This window comes from Arthrobacter sp. StoSoilB5 (assembly GCF_019977235.1).
Lineage (GTDB): Bacteria > Actinomycetota > Actinomycetes > Actinomycetales > Micrococcaceae > Arthrobacter.
In genome coordinates this window covers 746,753-759,050 of sequence record NZ_AP024646.1, presented here as the reverse complement: position 1 = coordinate 759,050, position 12,298 = coordinate 746,753, and the positions used below count along the sequence as shown (strand labels likewise).

At 64.3% G+C, this 12,298-nt stretch carries 10 protein-coding genes; 6 read left to right on the top strand and 4 right to left on the bottom strand.

Translation table 11 applies throughout. The features are described from left to right. Positions 1-71: 71 nt before the first annotated feature. The 4 genes from LDN75_RS03645 (at position 72) to LDN75_RS03630 (ending at position 7,362) form a co-directional block, all read left to right on the top strand. Positions 72-809: a YcnI family protein gene (locus LDN75_RS03645; RefSeq protein ID WP_223935825.1), complete on the top strand. Its 738-nt coding sequence runs from the start codon at positions 72-74 to the stop codon at positions 807-809. A gap of 113 nt (positions 810-922) precedes the next feature. Beyond that, the gene (locus tag LDN75_RS03640) at positions 923-1,552 is read left to right on the top strand and encodes a DUF4232 domain-containing protein (RefSeq protein ID WP_223935824.1); all 630 of its coding nucleotides are present in this window, start codon (positions 923-925) and stop codon (positions 1,550-1,552) included. A 55-nt stretch (positions 1,553-1,607) separates the two neighbouring features. Beyond that, positions 1,608-6,518, top strand: coding sequence for an ATP-dependent helicase (locus LDN75_RS03635; protein WP_223935823.1), 4,911 nt, complete (start codon positions 1,608-1,610; stop codon positions 6,516-6,518). Further along, positions 6,511-7,362 carry a DNA-formamidopyrimidine glycosylase family protein gene (locus tag LDN75_RS03630; RefSeq protein WP_223935822.1) on the top strand — a complete coding sequence of 284 codons (852 nt, stop codon included), beginning with the start codon at positions 6,511-6,513 and terminating at the stop codon, positions 7,360-7,362. Before LDN75_RS03635 ends, LDN75_RS03630 begins: the two co-directional genes overlap by 8 nt. Positions 7,363-7,370: 8 nt before the next feature. Here LDN75_RS03630 and LDN75_RS03625 read toward each other — a convergent pair whose 3' ends face one another. Continuing rightward, positions 7,371-8,090 (bottom strand): hypothetical protein, encoded by a 720-nt coding sequence (locus LDN75_RS03625; protein WP_223935821.1) that lies wholly within the window; start codon positions 8,088-8,090, stop codon positions 7,371-7,373. A gap of 60 nt (positions 8,091-8,150) precedes the next feature. On the opposite strand from LDN75_RS03625, the gene LDN75_RS03620 reads away from it, so the two are divergent. Continuing rightward, positions 8,151-9,605: a PLP-dependent aminotransferase family protein gene (locus LDN75_RS03620; protein WP_223935820.1), complete on the top strand. Its 1,455-nt coding sequence runs from the start codon at positions 8,151-8,153 to the stop codon at positions 9,603-9,605. 7 nt (positions 9,606-9,612) lie between these two features. Here LDN75_RS03620 and LDN75_RS03615 read toward each other — a convergent pair whose 3' ends face one another. Next, positions 9,613-10,110 (bottom strand): DUF4188 domain-containing protein, encoded by a 498-nt coding sequence (locus LDN75_RS03615; protein WP_223935819.1) that lies wholly within the window; start codon positions 10,108-10,110, stop codon positions 9,613-9,615. Between the two features lie 89 nt (positions 10,111-10,199). Between LDN75_RS03615 and LDN75_RS03610 the strand changes: the two genes are divergently transcribed. Then, entirely contained in the window at positions 10,200-10,775 is a 576-nt protein-coding gene (locus tag LDN75_RS03610) for a TetR-like C-terminal domain-containing protein (protein ID WP_223935818.1), read from the top strand. An 89-nt stretch (positions 10,776-10,864) separates the two neighbouring features. Here the strand turns inward: LDN75_RS03610 and LDN75_RS03605 are convergent, their stop codons facing one another. Together LDN75_RS03605 and LDN75_RS03600 are read right to left on the bottom strand one after the other, a co-directional pair. After that, positions 10,865-11,557 (bottom strand): SRPBCC domain-containing protein, encoded by a 693-nt coding sequence (locus tag LDN75_RS03605; protein WP_223935817.1) that lies wholly within the window; start codon positions 11,555-11,557, stop codon positions 10,865-10,867. Then, positions 11,550-12,185: a helix-turn-helix domain-containing protein gene (locus LDN75_RS03600; RefSeq protein WP_223935816.1), complete on the bottom strand. Its 636-nt coding sequence runs from the start codon at positions 12,183-12,185 to the stop codon at positions 11,550-11,552. The genes LDN75_RS03605 and LDN75_RS03600 overlap by 8 nt, the downstream gene beginning before the upstream one ends. Between the last annotated feature and the right edge of the window lie 113 nt (positions 12,186-12,298).

The following is a 12,298-nucleotide window of genomic DNA, read 5'->3' as shown; positions in this document are numbered from 1 at the left end:
GCAGAAGCCTTTGGTGACGGGCCACAAACCCGTACCCGGCGCCGACTCCGGCGCCCCCGAAAGGCAATCCCATGAAGAAGTCCACCCTGCGCCGTACCCTGTTCGCGACCGCTGCCGCCAGCGGAACCGCTGTCCTGATGATGGCCGGCCTCGCCGGAGCATCCGCACATGTATCGGCCGATCCGAACAAGACCGCGGCGAACTCGTACGCCCTGTTGACGTTCGGCATCCCCCACGGCTGCGACACGTTCGGCACTACAAAAGTCGCCATCTCGTTGCCCGAGGAACTGACCGATGCCCAGCCCACGGTCAATCCAAACTGGACGGTCGAGAAGGTCACGGAGACCTTGGCCGAGCCGAAGAAGCTGGACGATGGCACCACCATCACTAAGCGGACCAGCCAGATCGTCTACACAGCCAAAGCACCGTTGGACCCGCATCTTCGTGATGCTTTGGTTCTCTCGGTCAAGCTGCCCGACGCAGCGGGCAAGACGCTCTATTTCCCCACGCTGCAGACTTGCGAGCAGGGCCAGACTGACTGGTCCGAAATCCCGAAGGAGGGACAGGACGCCCACGAACTGAAGGCGCCGGCTCCGTCCGTCACCATCACACCGGCCGAAGCCCCAGGTGACCACCATGCTGCAAGCACCGTGTCCACGGAGCAGGCCTCAGCTGTGACTGACGACGGATCACAGGCCCGCAGCTGGGCAGGCCTGATCGCCGGTATCGCTGGTTTGGTTCTGGGCGGCGCCGCATTCTTCCGCAGCCGGTCAGCAAAGACGGCAGTAGCCAAGGTCGACGCCAAGTAACTGGCAGGCCTTTAGTGGGTTGGCGTCCGGAAAGATCACGATCCGGACGCCAATCCCCTTTCCCCGCCGTGGCTCGATTGACTCCCGCCACACCCGGCGCAAGGCTGGTGCCCATGTGGACTCAGCGCATCAAAACCGGACTCGTGACGACGACCGCGGCAGCCTCGCTGCTGCTCCTTGCTGCTTGCGGACCAAGCCCAAGCCCGGCGGGAAGCAGCAGTGCCCCGCCCACCTCATCTTCGGCTTCTCCGACGTCGGCCTCCCCCAGTGCGAGCAACTCGCCTTCACCGTCCGGAACAGTTACGTCCGCAGCACCTGCCGCCGAAGGTCTCTGCAAGGCCGGTTCCCTGACGGCCGCCACGGATGCCACTGGCGGCGGTGCTGCTGGAAGCATCTACGAGAAACTGATCCTGACGAACTCCGGAACCACGCCTTGCACCTTGGAGGGTTTCGCTGGCGTTTCCCTGACGGCCGACGCCAACGGTGCCCCTATCGGCGAGCCTGCTACCCGCGAAACCACCACGCCGGTCACCAAGGTTGAGCTTGCTCCGGGCAAATCGGCGTGGGCTGAACTGCGTTACACCCAGGCTGGAAACTACGGCGATTGCACCAAGGTTCCTGCCGCCGGTTACCGCATCTACCCGCCCAACGACACCGCTTCGCTGTTCGTCGCTGAGCCGCACGATGCCTGCAGCAACACCGGCATCAAACTCCTGACCATCACTGCCTTCCAGGCCGTCTAAGCATCAGCCCACGGCTCGGGCTTATTCTGTCTGAGCCGTGGGGCATGATGGAGGAATGCAGGAGCAGCAGGCGTCCATGGGCGCCATCGGCCGTTTCAGCCAGGCAACCAGGGAATGGTTCCTCGGCGCTTTTTCCGCGCCCACACCCGCCCAGGATGGTGCGTGGAACGCTATCTCTTCCGGCTCTCATGCCCTCGTGGTGGCACCCACTGGTTCCGGCAAGACCCTCGCCGCTTTCCTTTGGGCCTTGGACCGGTTGCATTCCAGGCCGTCGAATACGTTGCCGGGATTGGAATCCGTGCCCGATGGAAAAGGCCGTGCCAAACGTCCCAAGACCAAGACCCGTGTCCTCTACATATCGCCTCTCAAAGCACTGGGCGTGGACGTGGAGCGGAACCTGCGCTCACCGCTCATCGGGATCACGCAAACCGCCAAGCGTTTAGGGCTCCCGGCACCTCTTGTGACAGTCGGCGTACGTTCAGGAGATACGACGGCGGCAGATCGCCGCTCGCTGCTATCGAACCCACCGGACATTCTGATTACAACGCCGGAGTCCCTGTTCCTCATGCTGACGTCCCGTGCACGGGAGACGCTCAGCGAAGTCGAAACCGTCATCATTGACGAAGTGCATGCTGTCGCGGGAACCAAGCGGGGCGCCCACCTTGCCGTGTCCCTGGAAAGGCTCGATGCCCTTCTACCCAAGCCCGCACAGCGGATCGGCCTCTCGGCTACGGTGCAGCCGCGTGAACTTGTGGCCCAGTTCCTGGCCGGCCAGGCCCCTGTTGAGATTGTGGCTCCGCCGTCCAAGAAGAACTGGAATCTCACAGTCACTGTGCCTGTGGAGGACATGTCGGACCTCCAAGGGGCTGCGGGCGCGTTTGACTCCGGCCCTGCCTCCGGGCTCCAGCCGCAAGCGTCCATCTGGCCACATGTTGAGGAACAGATCGTCGATCTTGTCCTTTCCAAGCAGTCCACTATCGTCTTCGCCAACTCGCGCCGCTTGGCCGAACGCCTGACCGCCAGACTTAACGAGATCCATGCGGAGCGGCAAATGATGGCGGCGGGCGGCGATGAGTGGTCTGGCACCAGGGAGGCAGAGGATCCGGGAAGCTGGGGAACAGGGCCAGCCACTAAGGCTGCGGCGGCCGTGCCCGTCTCCACCGCTACTCCCGCGCACATGATGGCCCAGGCCGGCAGCACCAGCGGAGCAGATCCTGTGTTGGCGCGTGCCCATCACGGTTCGGTCTCCAAGGACCAGCGGGCCATGATCGAGGATGACCTTAAGTCGGGCAGGCTGCGCTGCGTGGTGGCTACGTCGTCACTGGAACTTGGCATCGACATGGGAGCCGTGGACCTGGTCATCCAGGTTGAGTCACCGCCGTCGGTGGCCAGCGGCCTGCAGCGTGTAGGTCGTGCCGGCCACCAGGTGGGCGAGATCTCCGAAGGCGTGCTGTTCCCCAAGCACCGGGCTGACCTCCTGCACACCAGCGTCACCGTCGAACGGATGCTGAGCGGCCAAATCGAACGCCTCAGCATCCCCACCAATCCGTTGGACATCCTGGCCCAGCAAACCGTCGCCGCCGCGGCGCTGGGCAGTATCGACGTCGAGGAATGGTTCAGCACCGTCCGCCGATCGGCGCCGTTCGCCAGCCTGCCCCGGTCCGCGTTCGAGGCCACATTGGACCTTCTTGCGGGACGCTACCCGTCCGACGAATTCGCAGAACTCCGGCCACGCATCATCTGGGACAGGCATGCAGGCACCATTGAGGGCAGGCCGGGGGCCCAGCGCCTTGCCGTCACCTCTGGTGGCACCATTCCGGACCGCGGCCTCTTCGGCGTGTACATCATCGGCACCGAGGTTGAAGGGTCCTCATCCGCAGCCAACGCGGACGGCGATGCTCCCAGCGCCTCGGCCCGGGCCGCGAAAGGCGGACGCCGCGTTGGTGAACTCGACGAAGAAATGGTCTATGAATCGCGGGTAGGCGACATTTTTGCCCTCGGTGCCACCAGCTGGAAAATCGAAGACATCACCCACGATCGCGTCCTGGTCTCCCCCGCTTTCGGCCAACCAGGGAAGCTTCCCTTCTGGAAGGGCGATTCGCTTGGCCGCCCCGTGGATCTGGGCCGCGCTTTGGGCGCCTTTATTCGAGAACTCTCGGCGGCCGATCCTGCGCCGGCCATGGAGCGCTGCCAAGCCAGCGGGCTCGATTCCTTTGCGGCCGCCAACCTGCTGCAATATCTGGAGGAACAGAAGCAGGCTACAAACATCGTTCCCAGCGATCGAACATTGGTTGTGGAACGTTTCCACGATGAGCTCGGGGACTGGCGGGTTGTGCTCCATAGCCCCTTCGGCATGCCCGTCCACGCACCTTGGGCACTGGCCGTTGGACAACGCCTTCAGCAGCGCTACGGCCTGGATGGTTCAGCGATGGCAGCGGATGACGGCATCGTTCTTCGCGTACCCATGATGGAGGACGAGCCACCCGGCGCCGAGCTGTTCCTCTTCGATCCCGAGGAACTCGAACAGATCGTCACCGCCGAGGTTGGGGGCAGCGCACTGTTCGCCTCCAGGTTCCGTGAGTGCGCCGCCCGCGCCCTGTTACTGCCCCGCCAAAACCCCGCCAAGCGCCAACCCCTATGGCAGCAACGCCAACGCTCTGCCCAATTATTGGACGTCGCCCGGAAGTACCCGTCCTTCCCTATCGTGCTGGAAACCGTCCGCGAATGCCTTCAGGATGTCTACGATCTGCCCGCCCTTAAAGACATCGCGGCATCGGTTGAGCGCCGCGAACTGCGCATCGTAGAGACCACCACCCAGCAGCCGTCGCCATTCGCGAAGTCCCTGCTGTTTGGCTATGTGGCCCAATTCCTTTACGAGGGCGATTCCCCTTTGGCGGAGCGCAGGGCAGCCGCCCTCGCCTTGGATTCCACGCTGCTCAACGAGCTTTTGGGCAGGGTGGAGCTGCGCGAACTCCTGGACGCCGCAGTCATCGATGCCACGGAACGGGAGCTGCAGCGGCTGGTCCCGGACCGTCGCGTGCGCGGGATGGAAGGCGTTGCTGACCTCCTCCGCCTCCTGGGCCCGCTCAGCACCGAAGAAGTAGCGGAGCGTCTTGAAGAAGGGCCGGACGCCGGGTCCCACCTCGCAGCACTCCAGAAAGCCAACCGTGCACTCAAGGTGACAATCGGCGGCGTCGAGCGTTTCGCGGCAGTGGAAGATGCCGCCCGGCTGCGGGACGCCATTGGTGTTCCCCTGCCTATGGGCGTGCCGCTCGCCTTCATTGAGCCTGTTCACGATCCCCTGGGCGATCTCGTCTCGCGGTATGCGCGCACCCACGGACCTTTTACGGCGGCCGAGGCTGCATCAAGGCTGGGACTTGGTGTGGCCGTCGTCAATACTGCGCTGAAGCGGCTCGCTGCCGACGGCCGCGTTGTGGAGGGTGAGTTCCGGCCTCACGCGGTGGCGACTGAGAGCACCACCCAGGAGGCCACCGACTCCGAGCTCATGTCCGCAGACGCGCCGCCGTCCAGCGAATGGTGTGATGCCGAGGTCCTGCGGAAGCTTCGGCGTCGTTCACTGGCTGCCTTGCGTGCAGAGGTTGAGCCCGTGGACACTGCCGCCTACGGGCGGTTCCTGCCCGCCTGGCAGAACGTGACGGCGCCTGGGAAATCCCGAAGCCAGGCGTTGCGTGGACTCGATGGCATCATCACGGCGGTAGACCAACTCTCTGGCGTGCCCATCCCCGCCTCCGCGTGGGAGCCCTTGGTGCTCGCGAGCCGCGTGGCCGACTACAAGCCAGCCATGTTGGACGAACTCATGGCGGCGGGTGAGCTGCTGTGGTCCGGAGCTGGCGCCCTGCCCGGAAACGACGGCTGGATCAGCCTCCACGTGGCTGACTCCGCCGAGCTGACCCTAAATCCGGCTCCGGACTTCGAACCCGGGGATGCCCAACAGCGGCTCCTGGACTACTTGAGTGCAGGTGGCGGCTACTTCTTCCGCCAACTCACTGAAGTGGCAGGCGGAATGGACTCCGTGCTGAGCGATGATGCCGTGGTCTCGGCACTCTGGGATTTGGTGTGGGCCGGCCGCGTCACGGGCGACACTTTCGCTCCCGTACGGGCCATGATTGCCGGTGGGCACACAGCGCACCGGCAGGTGGCCAAGGCACCACGCGCCCGTGCCCCGAGAATGAGCAGGTTGGGGCGCTCCCACGGTACAGGCCTGCTGGGATCCCCTGGGCTTACGGGCGGGCGATATGGTTCCGTGTCCGGCACAGCTCCCGCCCCGCCCTCGGCAGTGGGACGATGGTCTGCACTGCCTTCGCCCGAACTTGACCCGACCATCCATGCACGCGGCACCGCCGAACTGCTGCTGGATCGGTACGGCGTAGTCACCCGCGGATCGGTCATGGCCGAGAACATCATCGGCGGTTTCGGGCTCATGTATAAAGTTCTGGCACGGCTTGAGGAAGCCGGGCGTTGCCGCCGCGGCTACTTCATCGAACATCTGGGGGCCGCCCAATTTGCCGTCCCCGCCACTGTGGACAGGCTGCGTTCCTTCACCGAAGATGCGCGCATCTCCAAGGCAGAACCGGCCGCCCTGGCACTTGCAGCCACGGACCCGGCCAACCCTTACGGCGCCGCGTTGCCTTGGCCTGCGCTGTCCGTCGACGCCGGCTCCGGACACCGCCCGGGGCGGAAGGCAGGCGCGCTGGTAGTGATGGTCGACGGCGCGCTGGTCCTTTATGTTGAGCGCGGCGGTAAGACCCTCCTCACCTTCACCCACGACGACGCCGTCCTGGCGGTCGCTGCCGAAGCGTTGGTGGATGTGGTGCGTCGGGGAGCAGTGGACAAGCTCTTCATGGAGAAGGTCAATGGTCATGACCTCCTGGGTACGCCGATTGCCGTTGCGCTTGCGGCTGCCGGGGCCTACTCAACGCCGAAGGGGCTGCGGATCCGTGCCTGAGGGAGATTCCATATGGCGTGCAGCTTCGCGCCTTAACGCGGCCTTGGCCGGGCACGTCATCACCGCTTCAGACTTCCGCGTGCCGCGCTTCGCCACGCTCAACCTCGCGGGCTGGACAATGACCGAGGTGATTCCCCGTGGCAAACACCTGCTCATGCGCTTGGTGGGACCTGCGGACCAGGAATCCGGCGCAAGCCGAAAACCCCGTGAGCTGACCATCCACTCCCACCTCAAGATGGAAGGCAGCTGGATGGTCTACCCACCGGGAGGTCGCTGGACCAAACCAGGCCACACTGCACGTTGCGTGCTGCGAACAGCTTCCGCTGATGCGGTCGGGTTCTCGCTGGGCATTCTCGAGGTGGTGCCAACCAGCGAGGAAGATCGGATCGTCGGCCATCTGGGGCCTGATCTACTCGGCCCTGACTGGGATGAAGAAGAAGCCCTCCGCCGGCTCCAAGCTGAACCTGACGTTCCCATCGGCTACGCCCTGCTCGATCAGCGGAAGCTGGCCGGGATCGGCAACATCTACCGTTGCGAAGCGTGCTTCCTTTCCGGGATCCACCCCGCGTTGTCTGTCGGCTCAGTACCGGACCTCGCCAAGACCGTCAACGATGCGAAGCGGCTCCTGGGCGAGAACCTGGGTCCGGGCCTGCGGACCACCTTGGGCCCTCGGGCGATGAGGCCCGGCTACTGGGTCTACGGCAGGGCCCGCCAGCCGTGCCGTCGCTGCGGAACGCCTGTTCGTCGAGACGTCCTCGCAGCGCCGGATGGAACCGAGGAGCGGGATATCTACTTTTGTCCCCGATGCCAACCAGTTCCACAGGGCCAGGAACCCGCCAGGTAGGCTGACGGTCAGGCGGCCGGCGCGGCGTCCACGGCTTCCGTGGGGGCCGTCGCGTTGGCCGTTTCCGGGACCCTGCCTGGCTCCGCGCCCCTGGCCTTTTCCGAGACCTGGACTGGCTCCGCGCCCCTGGCCTTTTCCGAGACCTGGACTGGCTCCGGGACCATGAACTTCGGCAGGAGAACCTGCACGATCGGGCCGATTGCGAGCGCGTAGACCACCGTGCCTACACCGACGGAGCCACCCAGCAGGAAGCCAACGGCGAGGACCACTACTTCAATTCCCGTCCGGACCAGGCGGACGGACCAGCCTGTTCGGCGAACCAGTCCGGTCATCAAGCCATCACGGGCTCCGGGACCGAGGCGCGCTCCGATGTAGCAAGCCGAGGCGATTCCGTTGAGGATCACCGCACCGGCCAGCATGGCAATTTGCCCGCCCAGATGTGAGAACTCCGGGATGAGCCACAAGCCCAGGTCAGCAAATACACCCACAAGCACCGCGTTCGCCAGCGTTCCGACCCCCGGCATTTGCCGCAGCGGGATCCAGAGGAGGAGCACAAGGAAGCTGACTGCGATCACCACAACCCCAATGCTGAATCCAGTCTTTTCCGAAACACCCTGGTGGAAGACGTCCCAGGGATCCAGGCCAAGCCCGGCGCGGATAAACATGGCCAGGGAGATGCCGTACATCGCCAGGCCGATCAGGAGTTGTGTGATTCTTCGGGTCATCATGAAACCATGGTCGCGGAAAACTGGCCTTGCATTCCATAGCCAGTTTGGAATACTGGTCTCATGCCCGGCTCACTGAATCCCACTGCACTGGTCCGCCTCCTGGGCTCTTGGAGCAACGGCGCCCTGCCCGCCTACCGTGAGCTGGCCGACGTCGTGCGTTTGCTGGTGATGGATGGGCGCATCCCACTTGACGTCGCACTCCCCAGCGAGCGTGCGCTTGCGCAGACGCTCGGCCTAAGCCGCACCACTGTCACCGCGGCCTATGCGAGCCTGCGCGAGCAAGGTTTCCTCACCACAGGCCAAGGCAGCCGCGGCAGGACGAGCATCCCCCACCGCAACGCACCGGTGAGCATTCCGGGCCTTGCCGCCCCGGAGGGACTCCTTGACCTGGCCTACGCGTCGCTTCCGGCCGCCGGCGAAGTTGTTCACCGGGCATTCGCTGACGCCCTCACCGAGTTGCCTGCGTTGCTCCCCGGTTTCGGGTACGACGCCCTTGGAGTTCAGGCGTTGCGTCAGGCGATCGCCGAGAAGTATGCCGCGGAAGGAGTGCCCACTACCGCGGATCAGATCCTGGTGACGTCCGGCGCACAGCACGCTCTCAACATCGTTCTCCATACACTCGTGGGAAAGCAGGACAAGGTTCTGGTGGAACACCCCACGTACCCAAATGCCCTGGACGCCATCCGGGTGGCCGGCTGCAAAGTGCTGCCCGTGGCGTTACCGCCGCACGCCTCACCTGCTTGGGACGTTGATGCGATGGTGTCCACGATGAACCATCAGCGCCCAGCGATGGCCTACCTTGTGCCCGATTTCCACAACCCGACCGGGCGCATCATGTCGGATTTGCAGCGCCGCCGCTTGGCGAGGGCGGCCGTTGCTGCCGGGACGGTCCTGGTGGTGGACGAGACGTTGCGCGGGTTGAACCTCGATGGCGTCCGGACGTCGCCGATGTCCGCCTTCAATCCCAGCGTGGTTGCGATCGGTTCGCTCAGCAAATCCCATTGGGCCGGACTCAGGACGGGCTGGATCCGGGCGGAGGAGGAGATGATCACCCGGTTCGTGGCGACGAGGACCACCATGGACCTGGGCGGACCAGTGGTCGAGCAGTTGGCCGCCGCGCGGTTGGTCAGGTCATTCGCGGAACCGCTCGATGCACGACTGGACCAGCTGCGGCACAATCGGGAATCGCTACTGGCCTTGCTTGCTGAACACCTGCCGCAATGGGAAGTGGAACGGCCCCGCGGCGGCCTCACCGTTTGGTGCCGCCTACCCAGCGCCTGCAGCACCGCCCTCACAGTGCTGGCGCCGGATTTCGGGCTACGGCTGGCGGCCGGACCGCGCTTCGGAGTCGGCGGAGCTTTCGAGCATTACCTGCGCGTCCCTTACACGCTGCCACCCGCGCAGCTCGAATTCGCCGTCGGTGCACTGCATGCCGCCCAGCAGAAGCTCGACGCCTCGCCCCAACTCCGCCGGACCCTCAAGACCGAGCGGCCGGCCGCCGTCGCAATCGCCTAACTGCGACCTACTTGGGGGCGACCCCCGCGGCCGAACTCATGCGTTGCTTCGCCGTGTTGCTGCCCGGGCCGACGGGAACATGGGAAGTTGCCTTTGCCAAGCCAAAAAGCGGCATCCCGTTGTACACCACTTCAATGCCCGACGCCGGTACCTGGTACGTCTCGTGCCACACCCCGACGTCGCCGCCGCCTGCAATTTCCTTCATGAACTTCCGCCACGGACCCAGATGTGGCGAATCGCGGTCCGCGGCGAAGCGCCTCAGATGCTCAGGACTTTCCCAATAACTGAGCAGGATGGTGGTGCGCCCAAACCATTGCTCGCTGCCAAGCAACCCCGCCTCGGGATTGGCGGCAAGATGCCGCATCATCGTGGGCATGGCTGATGCCACCCGCCCTACCTTGCCCATCTTCCACCACCGGTTGGCGCGCATTCCGATCAGGAAGACGGTCACTGTTTCGCGCCCGATATCCGCCGTAAAGCGCCCCGGAAAGACCTCTTGTGCCATGACACTCCTTGGGTTTGGGAACCAGAAACGTTGCGGACTTCCGGTTTCGTAACGTTGTTATGAAACAATGTTATGAAACACTTGGAGACATGGCAAGACCCATCGTTCATGATCAGCACGTACAGCAGCGGCTGCTGGAAGTAACGGCCGAACTCGTAGACCGGGAAGGCCCCGCCCGGGTCACCCTGCGCGATGTTGCCGCGGCTGCAGACACCTCCACCTCGGCGATCTACTCGCTCTTCGGCGGAAAGGCGCAACTATTGACGGCCGCCGTCGACGACGGCTTCCGTTCCTTCGGAGAGTCGCAGCAGGACGCGGCCGCAGACGGACTCCTGGGCCTGGGCCGGGCCTACCGCGTCTGGGCTTTGGAGCATCCGGCCCTTTACCGGCTCATGTTCAGCGGCGCCTTGGCCGCTTACGTGGATTGCAGCCCGACGCCGGAAGTCGCCTCAGCCTCGATGCGCCCCTTGCTGGAGGCAGTAGCCGCAGCCCAGGAGGCCGGGAGGATCCGTTCCGATGACCCCTCGATTGTCGCAATGGCCATTTGGGGGCAGGTCCACGGGCTCGTCAGCCTGGAGTTGGCCGGGATGAACGAACCCGAAACGGACTGGGCCGGGATCTATGAAGCATCCCTTCTGGCAGTTGCCCGGGCCTGGGCCCCCTAGGGCCCCAACCCAGGGGACAGCAGATGTCCCAATACCCGCTCAATAGGACGTTTGCTGTCCCCTACTTGGGGGCGCCCCGGAAGGTGACCCTACGCGTACACCTTCTCCAGGAACGCACCCCACGCCTGCGCCGTCTTCCCAGAGTCCCCCGAGCCACCGAATTCATGCACGGTCATGCCCACCGGTGCACCAAATGCGTTCCTGCCGAAGAATCGGAACAGCGCATTGGAGGTGCGCAAGCCCAGGAAGTTCTCGTTGGAGAAGTCCACCTCGCCGCTCAGCCGGCCCACGCCGTCGACGTCCACCTCGAAGGGCGTGCCGGCCGCTACTCCTTCCACACCCAAAGCCTTTTTCAACTGCACAAACCCGTCGGGGATCTGCGACGAAGCGGGCGCTTGGATATCCGTGAAGACCACAGGCTGACCATCGAAATGCTGCAGGTACTGGCCCAGCGTGTGCAGGTAAAACTCGGTGTGCTTGCTGGCGCCGTCGTACTGCTCGTCCCAGTTGTCGGCGAAGATGCCGCTGTGGACGTAATGGAGCTTGGCGCGGCCACCTTCTACAGGCTCAAGGACGTGCTCCAACTGGTTGAACCAGCCATCGGGACCATCCATCCGCGACACAAGGTGGCTGGGGTATTCCTCTACAGTCTTCACGTCGGGCCACTGGTCCGTGGGGAACATCCAGGCCGCCGTATCCTTGGTGACCGCTTGCCACACCCGCTCAGGAGTGCCCGGCAGTTCGGTGTCCGCCACGATCTCAAATTTCCGGTTGTCAGTCATTGCCGTGTTCCTTTTCTGCTGCTTTTTCCGTTGACGGGACTTTAAGTGCGGGGTGAAGTACGACGACGAGCCGGTGCTTGCGTGCGCCGCTCGCCACTGCGGTAGCACCGCCGTCGTGGTACTTATCGACAAGTTGGGTCACCGCCACCCCAAGCTCTTCCGCGAAGGCGGCACGTTCTGCGGCTGAGCGGAAGGTAATTTCGCCGTCGATCGCGAAGCTTGCGAGCTTCTTCTTGGCTGCGGCCGCACCGGCAATGAGCTTCCCCATTTCCTGCACAGTGCGGGACGCCAGCGCCAAGAGCCAGAAGGCGGAGAACCTGTCGGCGAAATGCCGCGGATCCGGCGCCACGGAAGCCAAGGCGACAGGCGAGATCAGGTACGAGGCCGCCGTCGCCTGGAAAACGCGCTCGGTGACGTTGCCTTTCCGGCGCTCTTCCACAAGTTCCACCAAACCATGCCGCTCAAGGGCTTTGAGGTGATAGTTGACCTTCTGCCGGGGCAGCCCCACCTTGGCGGCCAGTTGAGTGGCCGAGCCCGGCTCGGCAAGCTCACGCAGCAGGCGCGTACGGATCGGGTCCAACGAGGCCTCTGCCGCGGCTGCATCCTCAATCACTTCGATGTCCAACATGCTTCCAGTATGCCAACCGACAATTTTTATTGTCAAGAACTTTTTTGTCGTCGGTTGGTCCCTGCGTTGCGGGGCCTGGTTTGCGCCCTTCAACCCCGCGGAGGCGCGTAAAG